The organism is Aliiroseovarius sp. (genome assembly GCF_965228805.1).
Lineage (GTDB): Bacteria > Pseudomonadota > Alphaproteobacteria > Rhodobacterales > Rhodobacteraceae > JASBTN01.
The window spans coordinates 602588-626047 of record NZ_CBDDIE010000003.1 but is presented as its reverse complement, the minus strand read 5'-3'; the positions used below and the strand labels follow the sequence as shown (position 1 = coordinate 626047).

The 23460-nt window shown below is 64.7% G+C and carries 27 protein-coding genes; 14 read left to right on the top strand and 13 right to left on the bottom strand.

All coding sequences use genetic code 11. The features are described from left to right. Positions 1-24 precede the first annotated feature (24 nt). From ACO07D_RS04250 to ACO07D_RS04215, 8 genes are all read left to right on the top strand, one after another. The gene (locus ACO07D_RS04250) at positions 25-822 is read left to right on the top strand and encodes a S49 family peptidase (protein ID WP_421701715.1); all 798 of its coding nucleotides are present in this window, start codon (positions 25-27) and stop codon (positions 820-822) included. A gap of 1 nt (position 823) precedes the next feature. After that, entirely contained in the window at positions 824-988 is a 165-nt protein-coding gene (locus ACO07D_RS04245; protein ID WP_421701714.1) for a hypothetical protein, read from the top strand. Positions 989-992: 4 nt separating this feature from the next. After that, entirely contained in the window at positions 993-1958 is a 966-nt protein-coding gene (locus ACO07D_RS04240) for a calcium/sodium antiporter (RefSeq protein ID WP_421701713.1), read from the top strand. A gap of 3 nt (positions 1959-1961) precedes the next feature. Next, a complete protein-coding gene (locus ACO07D_RS04235; RefSeq protein WP_421701712.1) occupies positions 1962-2738 on the top strand; it encodes an SDR family oxidoreductase in 777 nt (258 codons plus the stop codon). Between the two features lie 311 nt (positions 2739-3049). Continuing rightward, a complete protein-coding gene (gene uvrC / locus ACO07D_RS04230) occupies positions 3050-4924 on the top strand; it encodes an excinuclease ABC subunit UvrC (RefSeq protein WP_421701711.1) in 1875 nt (624 codons plus the stop codon). Positions 4925-5034: 110 nt separating this feature from the next. Next, the gene (gene pgsA, locus ACO07D_RS04225; RefSeq protein WP_421701710.1) at positions 5035-5709 is read left to right on the top strand and encodes a CDP-diacylglycerol--glycerol-3-phosphate 3-phosphatidyltransferase; all 675 of its coding nucleotides are present in this window, start codon (positions 5035-5037) and stop codon (positions 5707-5709) included. After that, positions 5702-5950 (top strand): molybdopterin converting factor subunit 1, encoded by a 249-nt coding sequence (gene moaD / locus ACO07D_RS04220; RefSeq protein WP_421704984.1) that lies wholly within the window; start codon positions 5702-5704, stop codon positions 5948-5950. The genes pgsA and moaD overlap by 8 nt, the downstream gene beginning before the upstream one ends. Position 5951: 1 nt before the next feature. Further along, on the top strand, positions 5952-6395 hold the full coding sequence (locus tag ACO07D_RS04215) for a molybdenum cofactor biosynthesis protein MoaE (RefSeq protein ID WP_421701709.1): 444 nt from the start codon (positions 5952-5954) through the stop codon (positions 6393-6395). Positions 6396-6745: 350 nt separating this feature from the next. Here the strand turns inward: ACO07D_RS04215 and ACO07D_RS04210 are convergent, their stop codons facing one another. The 3 genes from ACO07D_RS04210 to ubiA all read right to left on the bottom strand — a co-directional run bounded on the left by ACO07D_RS04210 (position 6746) and on the right by ubiA (position 10252). After that, complete coding sequence (locus tag ACO07D_RS04210) at positions 6746-7072, bottom strand: hypothetical protein (RefSeq protein ID WP_421701708.1); 327 nt, start codon at positions 7070-7072, stop codon at positions 6746-6748. Next, positions 7069-9138, bottom strand: a complete 2070-nt coding sequence (locus ACO07D_RS04205) for an OmpA family protein (protein WP_421701707.1) — start codon at positions 9136-9138, stop codon at positions 7069-7071. The genes ACO07D_RS04210 and ACO07D_RS04205 overlap by 4 nt, the downstream gene beginning before the upstream one ends. A gap of 145 nt (positions 9139-9283) precedes the next feature. Beyond that, on the bottom strand, positions 9284-10252 hold the full coding sequence (ubiA, locus tag ACO07D_RS04200) for a 4-hydroxybenzoate octaprenyltransferase (protein ID WP_421701706.1): 969 nt from the start codon (positions 10250-10252) through the stop codon (positions 9284-9286). Between the two features lie 11 nt (positions 10253-10263). Here ubiA and ACO07D_RS04195 point away from each other — a divergent pair, with 11 nt between their 5' ends. The 6 genes from ACO07D_RS04195 to ACO07D_RS04170 all read left to right on the top strand — a co-directional run bounded on the left by ACO07D_RS04195 (position 10264) and on the right by ACO07D_RS04170 (position 15867). Continuing rightward, positions 10264-10989 carry a 16S rRNA (uracil(1498)-N(3))-methyltransferase gene (locus tag ACO07D_RS04195; protein ID WP_421701704.1) on the top strand — a complete coding sequence of 242 codons (726 nt, stop codon included), beginning with the start codon at positions 10264-10266 and terminating at the stop codon, positions 10987-10989. Further along, positions 10986-11879 (top strand): hypothetical protein, encoded by an 894-nt coding sequence (locus ACO07D_RS04190; RefSeq protein WP_421701703.1) that lies wholly within the window; start codon positions 10986-10988, stop codon positions 11877-11879. Before ACO07D_RS04195 ends, ACO07D_RS04190 begins: the two co-directional genes overlap by 4 nt. Beyond that, on the top strand, positions 11876-12730 hold the full coding sequence (locus ACO07D_RS04185) for a GNAT family N-acetyltransferase (RefSeq protein ID WP_421701702.1): 855 nt from the start codon (positions 11876-11878) through the stop codon (positions 12728-12730). Before ACO07D_RS04190 ends, ACO07D_RS04185 begins: the two co-directional genes overlap by 4 nt. Further along, positions 12727-13689 carry a hypothetical protein gene (locus ACO07D_RS04180; RefSeq protein WP_421701701.1) on the top strand — a complete coding sequence of 321 codons (963 nt, stop codon included), beginning with the start codon at positions 12727-12729 and terminating at the stop codon, positions 13687-13689. Before ACO07D_RS04185 ends, ACO07D_RS04180 begins: the two co-directional genes overlap by 4 nt. Next, positions 13686-14198, top strand: a complete 513-nt coding sequence (locus ACO07D_RS04175) for a hypothetical protein (protein WP_421701700.1) — start codon at positions 13686-13688, stop codon at positions 14196-14198. Before ACO07D_RS04180 ends, ACO07D_RS04175 begins: the two co-directional genes overlap by 4 nt. Before the next feature lie 298 nt (positions 14199-14496). Continuing rightward, positions 14497-15867, top strand: a complete 1371-nt coding sequence (locus ACO07D_RS04170) for a glutamate--cysteine ligase (protein ID WP_421701699.1) — start codon at positions 14497-14499, stop codon at positions 15865-15867. Positions 15868-15927: 60 nt separating this feature from the next. On the opposite strand, the gene ACO07D_RS04165 is transcribed toward ACO07D_RS04170, so the two are convergent. The 10 genes from ACO07D_RS04165 to guaD all read right to left on the bottom strand — a co-directional run bounded on the left by ACO07D_RS04165 (position 15928) and on the right by guaD (position 23343). Then, positions 15928-16401 (bottom strand): DUF805 domain-containing protein, encoded by a 474-nt coding sequence (locus tag ACO07D_RS04165; RefSeq protein WP_421701698.1) that lies wholly within the window; start codon positions 16399-16401, stop codon positions 15928-15930. 131 nt (positions 16402-16532) lie between these two features. After that, the gene (gene plsY, locus ACO07D_RS04160; RefSeq protein WP_421701697.1) at positions 16533-17138 is read right to left on the bottom strand and encodes a glycerol-3-phosphate 1-O-acyltransferase PlsY; all 606 of its coding nucleotides are present in this window, start codon (positions 17136-17138) and stop codon (positions 16533-16535) included. A gap of 190 nt (positions 17139-17328) precedes the next feature. Then, a complete protein-coding gene (gene pyrC, locus ACO07D_RS04155) occupies positions 17329-18588 on the bottom strand; it encodes a dihydroorotase (RefSeq protein WP_421704983.1) in 1260 nt (419 codons plus the stop codon). 93 nt (positions 18589-18681) lie between these two features. Next, positions 18682-19308, bottom strand: coding sequence for a hypothetical protein (locus ACO07D_RS04150; RefSeq protein ID WP_421701696.1), 627 nt, complete (start codon positions 19306-19308; stop codon positions 18682-18684). Next, entirely contained in the window at positions 19298-19861 is a 564-nt protein-coding gene (locus ACO07D_RS04145) for an aspartate carbamoyltransferase catalytic subunit (RefSeq protein WP_421701695.1), read from the bottom strand. Before ACO07D_RS04145 ends, ACO07D_RS04150 begins: the two co-directional genes overlap by 11 nt. Positions 19862-19874: 13 nt before the next feature. Continuing rightward, the gene (locus ACO07D_RS04140) at positions 19875-20474 is read right to left on the bottom strand and encodes a hypothetical protein (RefSeq protein WP_421701694.1); all 600 of its coding nucleotides are present in this window, start codon (positions 20472-20474) and stop codon (positions 19875-19877) included. Beyond that, on the bottom strand, positions 20471-20713 hold the full coding sequence (locus ACO07D_RS04135; protein ID WP_421701693.1) for a hypothetical protein: 243 nt from the start codon (positions 20711-20713) through the stop codon (positions 20471-20473). Before ACO07D_RS04135 ends, ACO07D_RS04140 begins: the two co-directional genes overlap by 4 nt. A gap of 50 nt (positions 20714-20763) precedes the next feature. Continuing rightward, positions 20764-21186, bottom strand: a complete 423-nt coding sequence (locus tag ACO07D_RS04130) for a hypothetical protein (RefSeq protein ID WP_421701692.1) — start codon at positions 21184-21186, stop codon at positions 20764-20766. Positions 21187-21277: 91 nt separating this feature from the next. Further along, positions 21278-21778, bottom strand: a complete 501-nt coding sequence (locus ACO07D_RS04125; RefSeq protein WP_421701691.1) for a hypothetical protein — start codon at positions 21776-21778, stop codon at positions 21278-21280. Positions 21779-22056: 278 nt separating this feature from the next. Beyond that, positions 22057-23343, bottom strand: coding sequence for a guanine deaminase (gene guaD, locus ACO07D_RS04120; RefSeq protein WP_421701689.1), 1287 nt, complete (start codon positions 23341-23343; stop codon positions 22057-22059). Positions 23344-23460 lie beyond the last annotated feature (117 nt).

Genomic DNA, 23460 nt, shown 5'->3' with positions numbered 1-23460 from the left:
GGGGCGGGCCTCTATGTCGGGGCCATGAAACGCTGGATCCCTTTCATGAAATCCGCCCCGACGGTCGCGGTCATTCGCCTGCAGGGCGTGATCGCGTCTGGTGCGCGTGGGCAACTCAATGACGCAGCGCTTGCCCCGGCCATTGAACGCGCCTTTCGCAGGGGTAAGCCGGACGCCGTGGCGCTGGTGATCAACTCCCCCGGCGGAAGCCCGGCACAGTCGAGCCTGATCGCCGCCCGTATCCGGCGCCTGTCCGAGGAAAAATCCATTCCCGTCATCGGCTTCGTCGAGGACGTGGCGGCTTCGGGCGGCTATTGGCTGGCCTGTGCGGCGGATGAGATTTTCGTGGACGAAAGCTCGATCCTAGGCTCGATCGGCGTGATCTCGGCAGGCTTCGGCTTTCCGCAGGCGCTGGAGAAGCTGGGTGTCGAACGCCGTGTGCATACGGCCGGCAAATCGAAAAGCATGATGGACCCGTTCCGCCCGGAAAACCCCGAGGACGTCGAGCGGCTGAAAGCGCTGCAGGAGCAGATCCATCAAAGCTTCATCCGCCATGTGAAGACCCGTCGCGGCGGCAAACTGCCGGATGGCGAGGACCTGTTCACCGGAGACGTCTGGATCGGTCAGGGGGCTGTGGACAACGGGCTGGCCGACGGGGTCGGTCACCTGGTGCCGGTGATGAAGACCCGTTTCGGCAAGGATGTGCGTTTCCGCATGTATGGCCAGCGTCGTGGTCTGGCCAGCCGACTGGGCCTGTCGATTGCCGAAGAGGCCCTGACCACCATCGAGGACCGCGCCGGTTTCGCGCGGTTTGGCCTCTGACATGCTGTTCAAGGCGGTTTCGATCTTCCTGGCCTTCATGGCGGTGCTTGCGATGTTCGGCAAGTTGCGTTTTCCGGGCCAGAAACGTATCGAGGCGATGAAATGCCCCCGTTGCGGACGCTACCGCATCGGGAAATCCAGCTGCGACTGCCAGGGAAAGGGCTGACGACTTGGATCTGATCTATGCGGGCCTTGGCCTGGTGATTCTGCTCTTGGCCGGCGACAGCCTGGTGCGCGGTGCGGTGAACATGTCGCTGCGCCTGGGCGTGCCCGCGCTGATCGTGTCCCTGACCATCGTCGCCTTCGGCACCTCGGCGCCGGAGTTGCTGATTTCCATTCAGGCGATCCACGAAGGGGTGGCGGGGCTGGCCATGGGCAACGTGGTCGGCTCGAACACCGCGAATATCCTTCTGGTGCTGGGTGTTCCTGCGCTGATTTCCGGTCTGTCGACCGGCGATTGCGACACGCGCAAGAGCTACATCCAAATGATGGGGGCGTCGTTCCTGTTTCTATTCCTCGCCTTCAATGGTGTGATCACCTGGGTGCAGGGGCTGGTGCTGCTGGCGGCGCTCGGTTTGATGCTCAGCTCGGCCTTCCGGGTGGCGCTGGCCCACCGGCGCGCCGTGGTCGCAGGGATCGAGGAAGAGACCGAGGAAGACACCGAGGTCGAAGGCGCCGATCCCGATATGCCCTGGTGGAAGGTTGGCCTGTTCCTGCTTCTGGGCCTCATCGGCCTGCCCCTGGGCGCCGATCTGCTCGTCGATGCCTCGACCAATATTGCGCGTCATTTCGGCGTGTCCGAGACGGTGATCGGACTTACGCTGGTGGCGCTGGGCACTTCGCTGCCGGAACTGGCCACCACTGTAATGGCCGCGCTGCGCAACCAGGCCGAGGTGGCGATGGGCAATGTGATTGGGTCGAACATGTTCAACCTGCTGGCCATTATCGGTGTCGCCAGCCTGGTGGGCCCGATCCCGGTCGAACCCGGTATCCTGCAATTCGATATCTGGGTCATGCTGGGGGCCTCGCTGCTGCTGTTCCCCTTCGTCTTCATGAAATGGCACATGGGCCGAGGTTGGGGCATCGCCCTGTCGGTGCTATATGTCGTCTATGTTCTGATGGTTCTGAAAGGCTGACCCATGCGAGCCTTGGTGACAGGAGCGGGCGCGCGGCTGGGCCGGGCTATGGCGCTGGAGCTGGCGCGCCACGGCTACGATGTGGCGGTGCATTACGCAACATCGGCGGACGGCGCCGAGGAGACCGCCCGACAGGTGCGTGACCTTGGGTGCGCCGCTTGTACCCTTCAAGGCGATTTGCTGAACGCTGCGGATGTCGACCGCCTGGTGCCCGAGGCCATGCGCGCCCTGGGCGGGCCGCTGACGGTGCTGGTGAACAACGCCTCGGTTTTCGAGTATGACCGGCTGGACACCGCGACGGCCGAAAGCTGGGACCGCCACATCAATTCGAACCTGCGCGCACCCTTCTTCCTGACCCAGGCCTTCGCCGACCAGGCACCCGAGGCTGGGGTGGACGCGCGCGGCGAACCGATTGCCACCGGGCTGGTGGTCAACATGCTCGACCAGCGGGTCAAGAAGCTCACGCCCGAGTTTGCCACCTATACAATCGCCAAGATGGGCCTTTGGGCGCTGACCCAGACGGCGGCTCAGGCGCTGGCCCCGCGCATCCGCGTCAATGCCATCGCGCCGGGTCCGACCATGATCGGATCGCGCCAGTCAGAGAGCCATTTTGCACGTCAGCGGGCGAACACCGTACTGGGCCGCGGCTCAAACCCCGAGGACATTACCGCAGCTCTGTCCTACCTGTTGCACGCTCCGGGTGTAACGGGGCAGTTGCTGGCCACCGATGGCGGGCAACATCTGGGGTGGAAAACTCCCGATATCCTCGGATTCGACTGACCGATCACCCCACCAATTCGGGGGACCCTGCGGCAACTTGTACACCTGTTCAGTTCGGAATAATTTGGCTGCCGAATTTTCGCAATGTTTTCATGAGTTTACAAATAATTAGTAAAACTTCCGTTTAAAATCAACAGCTTGATTTGGTGCCTAAAAATTAGGCAATTCGATGAACGAGGCCGAAAACAAGGAAGAATCCGCGCTGGGCAAATGCTATCCTCAGAGTTATCCACAGAAGCTGTGGGCATGTTTTTACTTGAAACGAAGCAGGGGCCGTTGCAGCCCGAAGAGAGAATCGCACGGGAGCCAAAATGAGCCACGACAACGATAGCGCGAACACGTCACCGACCCCGAAGGGGCACGCGGTGATTGCCGACTATCTGAAGCGGCTTGATGGCTCGCCCGGGGTCTACCGCATGCTGGATGAGCAAGGGCGGGTGCTCTATGTCGGCAAGGCGCGCAGCCTGAAGAAACGTGTGGCGAATTATGCCAAGCCCACCGGGCATACGGCGCGGATCGCGCGGATGATCAGCCAGACCGCCTCCATGATGTTCCTCACTACGCGGACAGAGACAGAGGCGCTGCTGCTTGAACAGAACCTGATCAAGCAGCTCAAGCCGCATTTCAACGTGCTCCTGCGCGACGATAAGAGCTTTCCGAATATCCTGGTCACGGGGCACGCGTTTCCACAGATCAAGAAGCACCGCGGCGCGAAGAAGGAGAAGGGGGCCTATTACGGGCCCTTCGCCAGCGCCGATGCGGTGAATCGCACGCTCAATCAGTTGCAGAAGGTGTTCCTGCTGCGCAACTGCACGGACGCGATGTTCGAAAGCCGCACGCGCCCCTGTCTGCTCTATCAGATCAAGCGCTGTGCGGGGCCTTGTGTGGATCGGGTCAGCGCGGAGGACTACGGCGCGCTGGTCACCGATGCGACAAACTTCCTGACCGGCCGTTCGACCAAGGTGCAGGAGCATCTGGCGGCCGAAATGCAGGCGGCCTCCGAGGCGATGGAGTTCGAACGTGCCGCCGTCTTGCGCGACCGGATCAAGGCGCTGACCCAGGTGCAGCAGGCCCAGGGGATCAACCCGCGCGGGGTCTCCGAGGCGGATGTGATTGCCCTGCACATGGAGGGCGGCCAGGCCTGCGTGCAGATCTTCTTCATCCGGGCCAATCAGAACTGGGGCAACCGCGATTTCTATCCACGTACGGGGGCGGGTGCCGGGCCGGGTGAGGTGCTGCAGGCTTTCGTCGGGCAGTTTTACGACCAGAAGGATCCACCGAAGCTGATCCTGCTCTCGGACCCTCTGGATGACCATGACCTGATGGCGGAGGCCCTGTCCGAGAAGGCCGGGCGCAAGGTCGAGCTGGCGGTGCCTCTGCGCGGAGAGAAAAGCGAACTGGTCGCGGGCGCCCAACGCAATGCGCGCGAAAGCCTGGGGCGCAAAATGGCTGAAACCGCGACCCAGACCCGCCTGCTGGCCGGGCTGGCCGAGGCCTTTGATCTGGACGAGCCGCCCAAGCGGATCGAGGTCTATGACAACTCGCATATCCAGGGCACCAACGCCGTCGGCGGCATGATCGTCGCCGGGCCCGAGGGGTTCGAGAAAAGCCAGTACCGCAAGTTCAACATCAAGGGCGAGGACCTGGTGCCGGGCGACGACTTCGGCATGATGAAAGAGGTGCTGACCCGCCGCTTCAAGCGACTGTTGAAGGAAGACCCCGACCGCGAACAGGGGCATTGGCCGGACCTTCTGTTGATCGATGGCGGTGCGGGGCAGGTCAGTGCCGTGGCCGAGATCATGGAGGACCTGGGGGTCGAGGACATCGCCATGGTCGGTGTGGCCAAGGGCGTGGATCGCGACCACGGGAAAGAGGAGTTCCACCGTCGCGGGGAACGGCCCTTCGCGCTGAAACGCAATGACCCGGTGCTCTACTTCGTCCAGCGCATGCGCGACGAGGCGCATCGCTTTGCCATCGGCACCCACCGCGCCAAGCGCGCCAAGTCCAACATGGCCAACCCGCTGGACGAGGTGCCCGGCGTGGGGGCGGCCCGCAAACGGGCGCTCTTGTCCCATTTCGGATCGGCCAAGGCGGTGACCCGGGCGGGGCTTGAGGATCTGAAGGCGGTGGACGGGGTCTCGGCGGCGCTGGCGCAGAAGATCTATGACCATTTTCGGGAGGGGTGAGGGAAGGCCGGGAGGGCCGTGACCGCATCTTCGCCTGTGCGCAATGGACGTTGCGTGTGAGGCCCGACAACACCTTCCCCTCCCCGCACCAACAGGCTATGGATCAACACATGAGATGGACCCTGCCCAATATCCTGACCGTCGCCCGGCTGGTCGCCGCGCCTCTGGTCCCCATCATGTTTCTCTATTTCGCCCGCCCCTGGGCCGATTGGTACGCGATGATCCTGTTCATCGTGGCCTCGATCACCGACTATCTGGATGGCTATCTGGCCCGCGCCTGGAAACTTGAAAGCCTGTTCGGTGCGGCGATGGACCCGATTGCCGACAAGGCAATGGTTCTGATAGCCCTGCTGGTGATCAACGGCTATGCCGGGGTCACGCCCTGGATTCTGTTGCCCTCGGCCCTGATCATCTACCGCGAGGTCTTCGTATCGGGCCTGCGCGAGACGCTGGGCGATAAGGCGCGTGCGCTGAAGGTCACGAACCTGGCCAAGTGGAAGACCACGGTGCAGATGGTGGCGATTGCAGTGCTGTTTTCGACCGGGATCTTCGAACATTCCTTCTATGACCGGATCCACGGCATGGATGACACCATGATCCTGGATGTGCTGGAAGGTCGCGTTGCCGACGAGTCCGGGCTGCGGTACTTCCAGACCGCTTGGACATGGTCGACCTGGATTGGCGTGACCCTCCTGTGGATCGCCGGCGTGCTGACCGTGATTACCGGCTGGGACTATTTCCGCAAGGCCATGCCCTTCCTGCGAGAGGAGAATGCAGATGCTTGATGTCATGTATTTCGCCTGGGTGCGCGAACGTATCGGCGAGCCGCGCGAACGGGTCGAAACCCAGGCTGCCACGGTGAGCGAGCTTGTCGAAGAGCTGCGCGCGCGTGAAGACCGCTATGCCGTTGCCTTTCAGGATCTGTCCGCCCTGCGCGTGGCGCTGGACCAGGAGCTCTCCGATTTCGACGCGCCGCTCGACGGGGTGCGCGAGGTCGCCTTCTTCCCGCCGATGACCGGGGGATAAGATGACGGTTCGGGTGCAAAGCGAGGATTTCGATCTTTCCGCCGAACTGGCAGGCTTCGCCAAGGGCCGCACCGACGTGGGCGCCCAGGTCAGCTTTACCGGCATCGTGCGCGATGTCGAAGGCGGGCTCGACCGGATGGAGATCGAGCACTACCCGGGCATGACCCAGAAGGCGATCGCCGCCATGGTTGACAAGGCCACGGCGCGCTGGGATCTGGCCGACTGTATCGTGATCCACCGTCATGGGCCGCTGAAGCCCGGCGAGCAGATCATGATGGTCGCCACGGCCGCGCCCCACCGTGTGGCGGCGTTCGAGGCGGCCGAATACCTGATGGACTACCTCAAGTCCCGTGCGCCCTTCTGGAAGAAGGAATTCGGCGCGGACGGGTCGTCCTGGGTCGAGGCCAAGGACGAAGACGAAGACGCGCTTTCCCGCTGGGAGTGAAGGGAAAGCCCCGCCATGCCCCGCGCAGGTGCGGCTCCATCCCGCCCACCCCCGCCACGCCTCCACGGGCCATGGCGGGTCTGTTCTTTACCTTGCTGCAAATATCTCGGGGGAGAGTGACAAGGCCTGAAAGGTCTTGTCACGTGGGGGCAGAGCCCCCGCGCGCCTTTACGACGCAAAGAGGCTACACCGCTGTCGTCCTCCGCAAGCTACGCGGCTCTCGCGGGCAAAGCCCACTGCCGCCGCTCCGCCCTTCTTGCGTCAGCAAGAAGGGCTCGGCCCAACTTCTGACAAGCCGTAGGCGCGGGCAGAAGGCGGGAGCACCCCGCCCGCCGCAGGCGCTGACCCCGTCAGCCCTGGTTCATCCGTTCGATATAGGCGCGCAGTTCTTCGGCCTCGTGGCGGGCGTCGCGCAGACCGTCCATGGCGGCGCGCAGTTCGGCTTCGGTCTGGTGCATCTGGTTGGACAGCTCGCTTTCGCGTTGCTGCATGTAGGTGATCGCTTGATCGCGGGTCTCTTCCGCCTCGTGCAGTGCCTGGGCCATGCGGTCGATCTCGCCCATCTCGCTGCCCGACACCTTGGTGAAGCGGTGGATCAGCCAATGGGCGAACCACCCCATGGTGAAGGCCACGAAGAGGATGATGGCTGTGACGATGATGAATTCGGTCTTGCTCATTGGGTCTCATCCTCTTGCGTGTCGGTCGGTGCGTCACTTGGCGCGTCGGCCGTGTCCTCGACGGCTGCCGGATCCGCAGCCTCTTCGGTCGGTTCTTCAGGTGCGTCCTCTGCGGGATCATCGCCAGAAGCATCCTCTGCTGCATCCCCCGCATCTTCCCCTGTCGCGGCCTGTGTCTCTCCGCCAAGCGCCGTCTCATCCTCAGCCGGCGCCTCCCCGCCTTCTGCCTCATCCTCCGGTTCCTCAGGGACGATCAGGTGGAACTCGATCCGGCGGTTGGCTTCGCGCCCCTCTTCGGTGCCGTTGTCGGCGATCGGGTCAGCTTCGCCATAGCCATGGGCGACCAGATTTTCGGTCAAGACGCGGCGCGCCAGCAGGGCGTTCAGCACCGCCTGGGCGCGGCTCTGCGACAGGGCCTGGTTCATGCTTTCACGCCCCTGGCTGTCGGTGTATCCCGCGATTTCCATCGGCACGTCGGTGCAGTCTTCCATCACGTCGACGATGGCGTCGATCACCTCGCGCGCAGCGGCATCAATGTCCGAGCTGCTGGGGGCGAAGGTAATCTTCGTCTCGGCCAGGATCGCATTGATGCTGCCCACGCATTCTTCGGGCGAGGGGCCTGCCGCTTCCGGGTCCAGCGTTTCGACATATTCCACGTTCACCCGGAAATCCTGCGCCTCGCCCAGCCGTTCCGACAGGATGCGGGACGCAGCGGCGCTGGCCTCGGGATCGCCGGTCTTGCCGCGCAGGTCCACGACCTCCGGCTGAACCACCACGGCGCCATTGTCGAGATACCCCAGCACCTCCAGCGCGACCAGAACACGGCGTGACCAACCGCGCGGCAGCTCCTCGTCGAGCCGGGTTGCCGCATAGACATTGTCCACCCCGAAACGGGCGCGCGCATAGCTTTCGGCGGCGGCGCGCTGGGCCTCGTCCGACAGGCGGCCGCGCAGTTGCACCAGGCCTTCCGGGCTGCGGGTGGCGACGAATTCAGGCGGGCCGTCCTCGCCCTCGCCAGTGCCGTCGATCTTGACCGGTTCGGGCAGAACCGCGTGCAGAGAGAAGAGCTCGGGCAGGTCGGCTTCCAGTTCGGCGGCGATCTTGTCGAAGACCTCCTGCGGTGTGGTATCGGGGGCGATCAGGGTAATGTCAGCGTCCGAAAAAGTCAGCGAGCCGCCGCCAAGCGTGTCGACGGCTTCGATCCCGCGCGCCACGGCCTGCGGCCATTCGGGCGAGGGCACGCCCAGGCCCAGGGTGCAGCTGGCCTGACCCTCCATTCCCGCCACGGCGGCCGCAGCCAGGATCATCTCGCGCCCCTGTTCAGTGTGGGCCGAACAGGCGTCGAACCTTGCAGCGCCTTCTTCGATCAGGAACCGCAAAGTAAAGGGGGTAATCACCGGGCGCGGCGCCGAAATATCCAGGGCCAGGGCCAGCCCGCCGGGCTTATCGCCGGCCAGGTCCGTCTCCCAGCGGCGTTTCTGCACCGCGCTGTCGGAAATTGCGGTGATCGCCACGCGCTGCGCATCGACCGAGATTTTCGAACGTGGCAAGATCGCCAGCGCGTCGATGGCAAACTCGAGCGCCTCGTTCCAGCGCGACGGCACCGGGTAATCGGCTGTCTCCAGAAGGTCGGTCACATTGGTGTCCCCGGCGATCCCGCGAATGCGCCGCATCAGCGCCGGGCGGTCGGTTTCTGCCGGTATGAGGCCAATCAGGGAAATGCCCGCATCATTGCGCAGGATTTCGACCGAAAAGCGCGGGGGGGTAATGGCCGCGGCGGCGACCACGTCCATCTGGTCGATCAGCCGTCCCGCATCCACACGAGTGCCTGCGATCGACAGGGCGCGGAACCGGTCCCCTTCCGAGGGTGCGATGCCGGACAGGAACACCTGTAGCCCGTCTGTTTCGACCTCCACCCATTCATGGCCCTGCAGGACCAACGCATCTTCAACCACCTCCTGTGAGACGCGTTCGATCACGCCGATGGAAATCCAGGCTGCCAGCACGGAAATCAGTGCGGCCAGAAGGAACAGTCCGGGGGCAAGAATGAAGCGGGAAAGGCGCATGGGTGTCGAGTTTCTTCCTGTCGTTGACCCGGTTCTAGAGCGTTTCTGCGCTGGACTGAATCGCTAATTGCCCCAATGGGCGGAAACTTGTCACCTGTTCACATGTCGCAGGGGCGATTTCGGCGGAATATGCCCTGTCGAAGGCTCAGGCCAGCACCGCGGCGGCCAGGGCAATCACTGGAATCAGGCCCGCGTTGCGGTTCGAGCGGAACAGGTGCATGCAAACCTTCCAGTCGTCGATGTCCAGCATGCGCATCTGCCAGGCTAGGTGCCAGCCGATGAACCAGGCGCCACCCAGGGCCAGCACCAGGATCAGCATGTCGTTCAGCGGCAGCAGGGCGAGGATGAAGGCCAGCGCCATCAGCACCACGGTCAGGATCAGAAAGGCGCGCAGCCAAGGCAGGGGCCGGTCGCCAAACAGGCGTGCCGTGGATTTCACCCCGATCAACGCGTCATCCTCGGTGTCCTGATAGGCGTAGATCGTGTCGTAGAACAGCGTCCAGGCCATGCCCGCCAGGTACAGCGCCACGGCAGGGGCGCCAAGGCTTCCGGTATGCGCGGTCCAGGCCAGTAGCGCGCCCCAGTTGAAGGCGATGCCCAGGAACACCTGTGGCCACCAGGTAAAGCGCTTGGCGAAGGGGTAGATCAGAACGGGGATCGCCGAGGCAAAGCCCAACAGGATGGCGGCCGCGTTGAAGGTCATGAGGATGCCCAGTGAAATCAGCGCCTGAAGCCCCATCCAGACCATCGCACCGCGCACCGTGACCTGCCCCGACGGGATCGGGCGCGACCGCGTGCGTTCGACCGCCGCGTCAAAGTCCCGGTCGGTAATGTCGTTCCAGGTACAGCCCGCGCCGCGCATCAGCCAGGCGCCCATGGCGCAGCCCAGCATGATCCAGGCGTCAAACCAACCAAACCGCCCGGTCGAGGCCGAGGCCAGCAGCAGCCCCCACCAGCAGGGCAGCAGCAGAAGCCAGGTGCCGATTGGCCGGTCCGCGCGCGAAAGGCGCAGATAGGGGCGCGACCATTCGGGCGCCAGGTGGTCCACCCAATTGCCCGTCACGGCATCGGAAACCTGGCCCTTTGGCTCTGGTGTCTGCGGCGATTGGGTCATAGGTTTCCCTCATGAAACAGGCAAAGATCAGGCTCTATGTAGAGCACCCCTTGGGTCCGGGGCAATCGGTTCCTCTGAACAAGGATCAGGCGCATTACCTGTTCGGCGTGATGCGGCTGACGGTGGGGGACGCGGTGGCGCTGTTCAACGGGCGCGATGGCGAATTCGTGGCCGAGGTGGCGGAGGCGGGCAAGCGCAGGGGCACACTGCTCTGTGTCGCGCAAACGAAGCCCCTGCAGATGCCCCCGGACCTCTGGCTCTGCTTTGCGCCGATCAAGAAGGCGCGCACCGATTTCATCGTCGAAAAGGCGGCTGAGATGGGGGCCGCGCGCATTCAACCCATGCAGACAGAGTTCACCAACTCCGAGCGTATCCGTCGCGATCGCCTGCAGGCCCATGCGGTGGAGGCCGCCGAGCAATGTGGCGGCACCTTTGTGCCTGAGGTGGCTGACCTCACCCGCCTGGACCGTCTGCTGGCCGACTGGCCCGAGGATCGCCAGATCATGTTCTGTGACGAGGCCCTGGTCGGTGCCGCCGAAGCCCTGGGCGCCGTGGAGGGCGACAAATGGGCCATCCTGATCGGGCCCGAAGGCGGGTTTTCCCCACGCGAGCGGGAACGTCTGCATGCCATGGAGAATGCCCACGCAGTCAGCCTCGGTCCGCGCATCCTGCGCGCCGATACCGCTGCCGTGGCCGCGATGACCGTCTGGCAGCAGCACCTGGGGGATTGGGGGTGACGGCATCCCCCCCTCCGGCGCGTATTCACGCGATCCTGGCCCGTGAGGCGCCCGTCGCCGTGGTGTTTCGCCGGGGGCCGTCGAAGCAGGTGCAGATGCTGACTTGGGACCTGACAACCGACAAGATCACGCCGGGCCAATGGCTCAAACACCGCGTCTATGCCGAGGGTGCCGACCTGTCCCCGGATGGGCGGCACCTGGTCTATACAGCGGCCAGCCACAACCCGCGCCATGGTGTCGGAAATGGCTATGTCGCGATCTCCAAGCCACCGTTCTTTACCGCTCTTGCGCTCTATCCGCTGACTTGGCTGGATGGCGAAGGCGGTGTGTTCCTGGACAATCGTCGCGTCTGGATTGCAGCGTCACGCAAGGCGCGTGGAGGGGAGGGTTTGTTGCGGTCCAATGGGTTGGATCGTGTCTCGCGGCTCTCAGGCGCGCTTGCGCCTAACGGTGGTCATGACATGCCTGGCCTGCGCCGTGATGGTTGGGACTTGGCCGACTTTCTTAATGACCGGCAGTATGGCCCGCTGGCTGCGCGCGTCTGGACCTGGGAAAGGCCGGTCGCTCGGGGATGGGCTCTGCGCCGCACGATCACCCACGCATTTTGCGAACGCCGAGCGGGGCTGAACGGCAATTGGCACTGGCAGGCGCATGAATTGTATGGGCCGGACGGAAGCACGGACCTAAACACGGAATGGGCCGATACCTGGCAGGGTGAGGTGCTCTTTGCCCGCGACGGTTGCCTCTACCGCATGACACCCGGAGATGCGCCGCACCTGGTCGCCGACCTCACCCCCAATACCTTCCGTCCGATCCGTGCACCCTACGAGGGTGTGTCCCTGCCGCGCCCCTCCCGCAAACGCTGGCATCCGCTGGAGGTCACCCGATGATCCGTCCCGCCCGCGCAGGCGATGAGCCTGCCATCGAGGCCTTCCTGGCCCGCCATGCCGAAACCAGCATGTTCCTGCGTTCAAACCTCGCGCAGTTTGGCCTGTTCGATGAGGACGCCTCCAATGCGACCCGCTTCTGGCTGGCGGGTGATGGGCAGATCGAGGCCGTCTTCGGCCTGTCGAATGCGGGTTTCGTGATGACCCAGGCGCCACAGGCCTCCGCCGCGTTGTGGCAGGCCTTCGCAGATCAGGTCACCGGCCGAACGCTGGCCGGGATCACAGGTGAGACCGCTCAGGTCGCCGCCGCAAAACGCGCGCTGGGGGTGATGGATGCGGCCTATGGCATGGACGAACCGCAGCCGCTCTACCGCCTCGCATTGGAGGACTTGCCGCCGCGGAATGGCCCCGGCGTGATCCGCGCTCCGGTCGAGGCGGACCGCGACCTGCTTATGCGTTGGATGCGGGGCTATGCGGCGGAACTTCACATGACCTCGCCCGCACGGCTGGATCTCGAAGCGCAGGAGCGAACGGATCGCGCGCTTGCTGGCGGCGATGTGCGCCTGCTGGACCTGGATGGTGCCCCCGTCGCCATGACTGCCATCAACGCGCGGCTGCCGGACATGGTGCAGATCGGCGGCGTCTACACGCCGCCCGAGCTGCGTGGGCGGGGGCTTGCGCGCGCGGTGGTGGCGCGACACATGGCCGAGGAACATGCGCGCGGTGTGGCCATGGCGATCCTGTTCGCCAGCGGCCCTGCCGCCTGCCGCGCCTATGAGGCGATCGGGTTTCGGCGCATCGGCACCTATGCGCTGTCGCTCCTCAAGGAACCGGTTGTGATGGGGGACGAATGAGCCAATACGGCAAGAACCTGGCCGACGCCCTTGACGAGGCCCGCGAGATCCGCCGCATCTGTGACAAGCGCTTCGGCAAAGGGCGCGCGGAGCTTGACGAGCTGGTGCGTTCGAATGCGCGTGGCATCGTCTTCTATGGCCGGTTTCGTGGACAGGAGGCGGTGTTCAAGCTGATGCGTGATCCGACCGCCGAAAGTGTCGCGCCGTTGCACGGGGTGCGCGAGATCCTGGAGCGATATGAGGCCGCCTTCGCGGGGCTGCCCTTTCATGTGAACCCTTTCCTGGGTGCGGTGCCTTGGAAGGGGCTGATCATCCTGGGGCGGGTACCGGGGCACGCGGTGGCCGAAATTTTCGAGGAGGGCGATGCAGAGCGTGGGAGGCAGGCGACCCGAGCGCTTTGCGGCTGGCTGGACGCCGCCCGCGTGCTGGGTGATGAGGTTGTCGAGTTCAACCCGGGGTTCCTGCTGGGCGAGGCCGCGCGGTTCGATCTGGACCCGCTGCCCGAGGCTGATGCCCGCCTCCTGCGCGCCAACCTGGCTGCTCTAGAGGGTTACGGACGCGCCATCCAGGGGCAGCCCATGCGCCGGTCGGTCGGACATTCCGATTGCCATTCGGGCAATTTCCACCTGACCGATGAAGGCGCGCTCTGGGCGTTCGATCTGCAGGATACCGCGCGGATGCCCCTTGCCCGCATGGCCGCCAAGTTCATTGGTCTGAAACTGTGGAAACTGGACTCCGAAGGGCCATATGACGGGGGGGCGCTGGCCTCTGACATGCAGATCCTGCGCGAGCACCTGCCCCTGGCGTCGGGTGAGGGTGAGGGGCCGCTCAGGTTCTTTCTGGGGTATGAAATCTTGAACGGTTTTGTCCGCAACGCCCGCCGAAAATGGAGCCCGACGAACCGGCAGGCGTGTCTGGAAGCGATGTTGTCGGGGTTGACCCGCAAGGAGGGGATATGAGCTTTGTCCGACCTGAGGCCCGTGCGGCCGTGACCCGTTGGCGCGAGGCCATCGCGGGCGGTGCGGTGCTGGCGTTGGGCCTGTGGTGGGCGCTGACCTCATTGGGGTTGATCCGCTGGGCCGGTGTGGCGCTGGTGCTGGTCGGTGCCGCTCTGGCCTGGGCAGGCGCGCAACGGGCGCGGTTTCGCGGTGGGCATGGTGGCTTGGGCGTGGTGCATGTGGATGAACGCCAGGTAACATACCTTGCGCCGGTGGGCGGCGGCTTTGCTTCGCTTGATGCCATTGTGCAGGTTGAGGTCGCCCCGGACCTCGCCGGGTTGCCGGTCTGGCGGTTTACGTCGCCGGGAGAGGTGCTGACGATCCCGCTGAACGCCGAGGGCACCGACGCGCTGTTCGAAGCGCTCGCCGCCCTGCCGGGTGTCGACATGCAGGCGGCGATCCGCGCCACCTCCGGTCGGCCGGATGCGCCGGTGGTGATCTGGCAGGCGCCACGGGTCAAGCTGCAGTAAGACGTAGCGGCGCGCGCCCGGATTTGCGCGCTGCAAATCCGAAAACCGAGCGAAGCGAGGCCCCCCTCCAGCAAAATTATTCAAATAATTTTCGGTGGCGCGGCACCTCTCGCAGGCAGAGCCCGCTGTCGGTTGCCGGATGGCCGCGGCTGCGCCCCGGCGCGCTCTGCCGGATCAGGCGGCTTTCCGGATAAACCTGTCGTGAACGGACAAGACCCGTGGTGCAAGTCGCATTGACACTGCTCCGCACTTGCCCCACGACTGTGGGCTGAATTGAGGGACAGCAGCGGAGGCCACCATGTCCATCCCCCAGAGCGGCGGCGGGCCGATCACCCATCACGACCAGCTGGCCCAGTTCCTGGCCGATGGCTGCAAGCCGCGTGAAGCATGGAAGATCGGCACCGAGCATGAGAAGTTCGGCTATTGCAAGGATACGCTGAAACCTCTGCCCTATGACGGGCCACGCTCGATCCTGAAAATGCTGGAAGGGCTGCGCGACCGGTATAACTGGGAGCCGCTGGAAGAGGGCGGCAAGCTCATTGGCCTCAAACGTGACGGGGCAAATATCAGCCTGGAACCTGGCGGGCAGTTCGAGCTGTCGGGCGCGCCTTTGGACAACATCCACCAGACCTGCGACGAGGTGAACGAGCATCTGCGCGAGGTGCATGAGATCGCGGATGAGATCGGCGCGCGGTTCATCGGCCTTGGCGCGGCGCCGGAATGGACCCATGAACAGATGCCGGTCATGCCCAAGGGGCGTTATGCGCTGATGACCGATTACATGGATCGCGTCGGCACCCATGGCAAACAGATGATGTATCGCACCTGCACCGTGCAGGTGAACCTGGACTTCGCCTCAGAGGCGGACATGGTGCAGAAGTTCCGGGTCGGCTTGGCGCTTCAGCCGGTTGCAACGGCGCTGTTTGCGAACTCGCCCTTCTTCGAGGGCAAGCCCAATGGCCACAAGTCCTGGCGCTCGCGCATCTGGCGCGACCTGGACGGCGCGCGGACCGGCATGCTGCCCTTCGTCTTCGAAGACGGCATGGGGTTTGAACGCTATGTGCAATATGCGCTCGATGTGCCGATGTATTTCGTCTACCGCGACGGCAAGTATATCAACGCGCTGGGCATGTCCTTCCGCGACTTCATGGACGGCAAGCTGCCCGCGCTGCCCGGCGAGACTCCGACGCTGAGCGATTGGGCCGATCACCTGACCACCGCTTTCCCCGAAGCCCGCATCAAACAGTATATGGAAATGCGCGGCGCCGATGGCGGCCCCTGGCGCAGGCTCTGCGCGCTGCCGGCCTTCTGGGTCGGGCTGATGTATGATCAAGGCGCATTGGATGCGGCCTGGGAACTGGTCAAGGGGCTGGATGCCGAGACTCGTGAAGAGCTGCGCGTGGCGGCCTCAGTCGACGGTCTGCAGGGCGAGGCGAATGGCGTCAGGCTGCAGGACCTGGCCAAGGGCGCGCTGGAAATCTCGCAGGCCGGCCTGAAGGCCCGCGCCCGCCCGGGTATCGGCGGCATGGTTCCGGACGAGCGCCATTTCCTCAACGCGCTGGAGGACAGTATCGAAGCAGGCAAGGTACCTGCCGACGAGTTGCTGGAACATTATCACGGCGACTGGAATGGCGATCTGAGCCGCATCTACGCCGATTTCAGCTACTGACGGTCAGAATCTTCACCGAAAAGGCCCGGTGCGTATTGCCCGGGCCTTTCTGCTTTCAGGTCAATCGTTTGACACGTTCGGGATTGATGACGGCGTGTAAGCCTCGTCGAAATTCGCGCCGCCTCCACCGTGGCCTGCGCCCCCCAGCGGGTCTTCCCCGAACCGGTTCGAACCGCTCGTGCCCCGTGTCGCATACCAGACGATCAGAACGATAATGCCAATGATCGGCACCAGGATCAGCCACCACCACCAGCCGGAGCGGTCGGTGTCATGCAACCGGCGTACCGCCACCGAGATCGACGGCAGGAAGACAGCCAGGCTGAACAGGCTGGACAGGATCGCCACGTCCGATTGAGCCTCGAAGCTGCCGGGCCCGGTTGTCACCGTGCCGAACAGCACGGAATCGACGATGGTCAGGATGATGCTGCAAACGGTCGTAAACAGTGCAAACCACCAGAACTCCGAACGCTGGGCGCGGCCAGAGAAGGTAACGTATTTCGAGAAACAGGTCTTGACGGCTGTCATGAAGTCCATGGGTCACTCCCCTTTTTGAAACAGGTTCTTGGCTGCCCTCGTTTCGGTGGGGCGGCTGGGGGCAGGGTGACGTTAAGAACGGCGGAAATCAACTCCGGGTTTCCGGACCGGTGACGTCCTGGGATGTGGGGCTACTTGCGGCCGATGCGCGGCTCTTCTCCGGCCAGGATGCGGATGATGTTGGCTTTATGGCGAATGAGGATCAGCGCGGCGAGGGCGATGCAGAGCAGGGCGGCCCGCTCTGCGCCCAGAACCACGGCCCAGAGCGGGGTCAGAACTGCGGCGGTCAGGGCGGCCAGCGAGGAAATGCGGAACAGGGCTGCGGTGGCCAGCCAGGTCGCGCAGGCGGCCAGGCCCACGGGCCAGGCCAACGCCAGCAGCGTGCCCAGCCAGGTCGCCACGCCCTTGCCGCCCTTGAAACCAAGAAATACGGGAAAACAATGACCCAGGAAGGCCGCGAAACCCGCGATCTGGGCTGCGTCCTCTCCCACCAGGGCGCGGGCGATCAGCACCGCAGCGCCCCCTTTGCCCGCGTCACAGACCAAGGTCAGGAAGGCGGCGAGCTTGTTGCCCGTGCGCAGCACATTGGTGGCGCCGATATTTCCCGACCCGATCTGGCGCAGGTCGCCAAGCCCGAAGATACGTGCCCAAACGATGCCGAAGGGGATCGAGCCCAGCAGATAGCCGACCAGGGCAATTGCGGCCAGCAGGGGCAGGGCGGAGGTGATTTCGGGCATTGTCGGGCTCCTGTGGGTTGGCGACAGGAATGGGCCCGAAGGGCGCGCAGGTCAAGGGGCGTGATCTGGCGGAGTGCCTTCGGCACGCTTGATATCTCGGCTGCGCCTCGGGGTTTGGGGCTCTGCCCCCTGCCACGCCTGACGGCGCGGCATTCCCCCGAGATATTTTTGGCAAGATAAAGAGGGGAGGTCAGCCGAAAACGCGGGAGCCCGTGACCCAGGTGCCCAGGACGCGGCCTTCCATGCGAGCGCCGTCGAAGGGCGTGTTCTTGGACTTCGAGTTGAGCGCGAACCGGTCCAGAACGAAGGGCGCGTCCGGGTCGAACAGCACCAGGTCGGCAGGCGCCCCTTCGGCCAGGCGGCCACCGGGCAGGCCCAGACGGCTCGCTGGGTTCAGCGACATGGCGCGCCAGAGCGTGGGCAGGTCGATCAGGTCGGCGTGCACCAGGCGCATGGCGGCGGGCAGAAGGGTTTCCAGGGCCACGGCGCCGGAAGCGGCCTCTTCGAAGGGCAGGCGTTTGCTTTCCTCGTCCTGCGGCGTGTGCATGGAGCAGACCACGTCGATCAGGCCGGAGGCCACGGCCTCGACCATGGCCAGGCGGTCATCTTCGCTGCGCAGCGGCGGTTTGAGTTTAAAGAAGGTGCGATAATCGCCCACGTCCAGCTCGTTCAGGGTCAGGTGGTGGATGTTGACCCCGGCGGTGACATCCAACCCGGCGGCTTTGGCGCGTTCCAGCACTGGCAGGGCCGTGGCTGAGGACAGGCTGTCGGCGTGATAGGACGCACCCGTCATTTCGACCAGCGCCAGATCGCGTTCCAGCCCCATGCGTTCCGCCATCGGCGACACGGCAGGCAGGCCGCGCAGAGAGGCAAACTTGCCGGAGGTCACGGCGGCCCCGTCCGACAAGGTCGGGTCCTGCGGGTGGGCCACGACCAGTGCGCCCAGAGACTTGGCATAGGTCATGGCGCGGGCAAAGGTCTTGGGGTTCTGGATCACATGGTCGCAGTCGGTAAAGGCTACCGCGCCTGCGTCCTGCAAGAAACCGACCTCGACCATCTCACGCCCTTCGCGGCCTTTGGTCAGGGCGGCCATGGAGTGTACGTTCACCGGCGCAGTCTGGCCTGCGCGGCGGGTGACGAACTCCAGCGTTTCGGGCGTGTCCACGGCTGGGGTGGTGTCGGGGCGAATGACCATGGTGGTGACGCCGCCGGCCGCCGCCGCCGCGCCTGCTGTGCGGAAGCTTTCCTTGTGGCGCTCGCCCGGTTCGCCGATCTTCACGCCCATGTCGACGATCCCGGGGGCAAGGCATTTGCCGTTGCAGTCGATCACGTCGCCTTGTTCGGCCCCGTTCAACGCGGTGATCACGCCGCCCTCGATGGTCAGGCTGCCGATCTCATCCGTGCCGGTTTCCGGGTTGATCAGGCGGGCGTTGGTGAAGGTGGTGATCATGGTCGTGGTCATGGGCGCGTCCTTCGCAGCAGCATCTTGCGTTGCGCGCCTGTTTGCCATGGTTTGCGTCGGGCGGGAAGGGTCTATGGTGCCTCAGATTTTCCGGCTGATGGCCTGTTGCAACCGATCATGGTCCTCCGGGGAGAGGGACAGCTCCACCGTGAAGGTCTTCTTTGCGCTCGGGTAGCCGGTCAAGGAGAGCCGACCCAGGATATAACGGGTGGTAATCTCTTGCCACGGTGCGAAGCGTGAGCGTTTGCCGGGCATGAGCCAATGTGCATCCCGATCGGTCAGGTGCAGGGCTCCGGCCGCCTTGGTGTTCCCTCCCCGCGCCGGAGCGGAAAGAACACCACCTAGGATTAGGGAGATCCCGCTGAACGCAGCCAGGCTGGGCTGGAAGGGGGGTACAAATGCGCCGAACAGAAAAAGCACATGGATCAGTGATGCGATCAGAGCGGATCTAACCAGCCATCGGTCCCGGATCCAGGGGATCAGATGAACGCTGAGAGCCACCGTCGGCAGGATGAGCAGCAGGAAGGTTTCCCGTGGTGCCCCTTCTAAGGCCGAGGAAAGCCGACCGGTTTCGAGCAGTTGCATCGACGCGAGCAAGGCGAATAGCGCGACATTCAACAGGTGCCAACCGCGTTCATTGGTGGGTGACACAGGCAACTCCCGCCGCCACAGAACCGCCTCGCCCGGCTGCATCAGCTCACTTTGCATCACTGCGTGCCTCCTGAATCTTGCGCAGGTGGCGGTAGACCGCGTCGCCGTCCGCAATACGTTCAAACCCCACAGGTACGCTATAGCGGCGGCCCTTGTTGCCGCGCCGGACCTCGCTGGCGAAGGTGATCGTGGCCAGCGGGCCGGGGCTGAACTCAAGCGGGGTTGCGCCGTCGATCGGATAGCTTTGCAGCTTGCGCCCCCTCAATGGCATGTCGGTGGCGATGAAGGCGCGGCGGTCGGTCAGCGTGTACCAGGTGTGGCGGCGGCGGTAGGCGTCCCAGAAGATCGCGCCGAAGCTGATCGCGATGCCCGCGCTGAAGTGGATCAGCCCGAACATCCAGAAAACCCCACCCGCCTGGCTGGCCATCACCATCCAGAACAGCGCAAAACCTGCAAAGAACAGGCCGAAGATGAATTGGAACGCCTTTTCGATGCGAAACACGACGCGGGGATCGGGGCGGCCTTGCCAAAGCACTGTCTCGCCCTCGTCCAGGATGCCTTCCCAGCCGGTCGGTGTCGGGCTGTTCGAGGTTGAATGTCCTGCGGTCATAAATCGGACCCTTTCAAATATGTTGGCATTCCACCGCGTCCCTGCGCACCCTGTCAAGCGATTGGGCCTGGCGCAGGGCGGCCAGAACGGTGGTGGGATCCGCCAGGCGCAGGAAGCCTACGGGTTCGCTGCGCATGTGGCCGCCATCCCAGACCTCGCGGGAGGCGAAATGGATTGCCGCGACGTCCGGTCCCTCGATCAGATGCAGAGGCATGTCAGAGGTGATGTCCCAGCTGTCGCTGTTGACCCAGCCGGTGCCACCCAGCGGTGCGCGCGAAATGATCGCGCGGTGGGTGGTGACGGTGTAAAGCATGGTGCGGTTCATGCGGATGGCCCGGATCACCCACCAGCCTGCCAGGCCAAGGGCCACGCCCGAACCCGCGCCCAGAACCCCGCGCGTGGTTGCGTCCGGAACAAGGGCAAAGATGGCAATGATCAGCGCCAGGGGCAGGGACAGAACACCGACCACGGTCCAGATGCTCCGGTTCAGCCCGGGCAGGCGGGGCAGGGCCGGGCGGCCTTGCCATAGGATATCCTCGCCCGGATCCAGAAGCGCGGCCCAGGCGTCCGGGTCCTCCAGCGTCAGCCGGGTGATATGGCCGGATTGGGTCATCGCTTGGGCCCTTGAAAGCGCTTGTGCAGATACCGCACGATAGGAATGCCAGTCCAGACCGACCAGAATGTGAGTACGCTCAACAGGGCGACGGCCCATTCTGTCGCTCGTTCGGGGTGGGACTGAGTTGCAATGATCACCGCAAGAAAGGCACAGACATATCCTGCCACCGCCAGCAATATCGCGGTGACGGGAAGGTCGTTCAAGAAGTTCTCAAAGTCAAAAAGAAAACGGTGCATTCGGGAACTACCAAGCGAAATCTGCAGCGGGGCCCGCCAAGCCACTCCTTTTAAGCGGCGGCCGCGGCGCGCTCGATCTCGGCCTTGGTGCGGGCGGTGTCTTCCTGGTATTTCAGGAGGTACTTGTCGCCGGTGCGGGTGACCACCTGGGCGGCCGAGAAGATCGTGTTCACCTTGTCCACATTCGTCAGGCTGATCGAGCGCTCGCCGGGGCCGATCAGGCGGCGGTCGGTCAGGTGCCAGGTGAACCCGAGCTGTTCCTTCGCGACGTAGAAGCCGCGCACAGCAATGGCGCCCACCGCGCCCACGACGCCGGTCCAGGCGTGCGGATTGCCCATGTAGACCAGCACTCCCGACATCAGCACCGAGCCGAGCGCGGCCAGCATCACGTGTTCCTTGATATAGGTCGTGCGATTGCCGCTGAAGGAGGCAAGGAGCGTCTCTCCCGGCTCCAGGTTGGGGGTGTCGGTCATGGTGAGGCCTCGTTTGTATACCGGTTCCAGATAGGCGAAAGCGGCGGGCGGATCAAATCCCGCGGCGCGCTTGTGGCCTCGGGTCGCAGGGTCAGGCCGGGCGGGCTTGGTCGATTTCTGCGGCCAGGGCCTGCGGATCGGACAAATCGGTCAGGTGGATGGGCAGGTGGCCCGGCCCGGAGGTCGGGTGCAGGGTCAGGCCGTGCGGGGTGATCTCGACCCGGTCGAGGGCGTCGAGCGGCAGGGTCAGGCTGCCCGCAGCCACATCCTCCATCCCCGCGATCCGGGCGGCGGGGCCGGTGGGCGGTGCCCAGATGCCGACGCGTTGGTCGGTGAGGAAATAGAAATCCCGCTCGCGGGCACGGCGGGCAATGCCCTGGGCGACCAGCTGGCTGGGTACGATCAGGATGGGCACCAGGATCAGGCCTGGCTGGCGGGTGAAAAGCAGGATCACCACGGCCAGGACGGCGGACAGGGCTGCTCCCCAGGCCACGCGCCTGAGCTGGCGACGGATCAGAAGCGACATCTCGACCCGCCCGGTCCAGAGCAGGGTTTCGTCGGTGTCGAGGAAGTGGTCGGGCAGTTGGGGCATGGGCGTGTCCAGTGTCGGGGAACGCGCATGATAGGTCCATCGGGGATGGAGGCAACCGGCTCATTGAGATTGCCCGGACCTGCGCGCAGCGCTGGCTACGGCCCAACCGGGGGCAAAGCCCCCTTGTCCAGCGCACGGGTGAAAATTATTTAACAATTCTGGATAGTTGCTGGTGATGCGGCCGTCCCGGCGGCGGCTCCCGCCCTTGATGGGGCAGCTCCTGTTGCGGGCCAGGTGCCACCCCCCCGCCCCCCGCCCCCGCCGGGACGGGTCGGGCGTCACCCGATCAGCCTCTCGCCATTGGCCCAGACCGCCTGCACCGCGCGGTCGTCACCCATCATGATGGTGGGGAAGATGGCCTCCCACAGGCTTTCGGCCCGTGCCGCGCGCTGGGCGATGGCCGGGGTGGATTTGAGGTCGATCACCACCAGGTCCGCCTCCATGCCCGGGGCGATTGTGCCGATGCGATCCTCCATCCGGATTGCCCGGGCCGAGCCTGCGGTTGCCAGCCACCACAGCTGCGCCGGATGCAGCGAGGCACCGCGCAGGTGGGCGACCTCATAGGCGGCGGCCATGGTGCGCAGCATGGAAAAGCTCGATCCGCCGCCGGTGTCCGTGGCCAGGCCGATGCGCTGGCCCTGGGCCATCAGCCCTTCCATGTCGAAAAGCCCCGAGCCGATGAAGGTGTTCGAAGTCGGGCAGTGGATCAGGCTCGCGTCCAGCTCCTTCAGCCGGTCGCGTTCACGGTCGGTCAGGTGGATCGCGTGGCCCATCAGCGCGCCGGGGCCCGCGAGGCCGAACTGCTCGTAGACATCCAGATAATCGCGCGCCTGCGGGAACAGGTCGGCCACCCAAGCGATTTCCTCGTGTTGTTCGCTGATATGGGTCTGCATCAGGCAGTCCGGGTGTTCCTGCCAGAGTGCGCCGAGGGCGGAGAGCTGTTCGGGCGTCGAAGTCGGCGCAAAACGTGGCGTGATCACGTATCCCGCCCGGCCCCGCCCATGCCAATGCTCCAACAACCGCTTGCTGTCGTCATGGGCCGATTGCGCGGTGTCGCGCAGCCCGTCGGGGGCGTTGCGATCCATGCAGGTCTTGCCGCCCAGCACACGCAGGCCCCGTCGGGCGGCTTCGGAGAAATAGGCGTCTACGCTTTCAGGATGGATGGTGCAGTAGCTGACCGTGGTGGTGGTGCCGTTCGCCGTCACCAGATCGAAATAGGTCTTGGCGATCTCGGCCGCATGAGCGGGGTCGGCAAAGCTGATCTCCTCGGGGAACGTATAGGTGTTCAGCCAGTCGATCAGCCGTTTGCCCCAGCTCGCGATGATGGCGGTTTGCGGGTAATGCACATGGGTGTCGATAAAGCCCGCGCTGATCAGGGCGTCACCGTAATCCGTGACCTCGGCGCCCGGATGGGCTGCGCGCAGGTCGTCCGCCGGGCCAATGGCCACGATCTTTCCCGCCTCCACGGCCACCGCGCCGTGCCGCTCGTGGCGCACCACCTCGTCGATCGGCGCATGGAACGGATCGCCCGTGAATGTCAGCACCTGGCCCAGGATCAGCTTCATGTCGCGCCTTTCAGTCAAACCGGCACCCAGCCTAGGCGGGCAAAATCCGCCGCGCAATATCTTTGACCGGTTCCAATCCGCGCGCGCCTGCCCTATGGTCCGGCCCAACACCAAGGA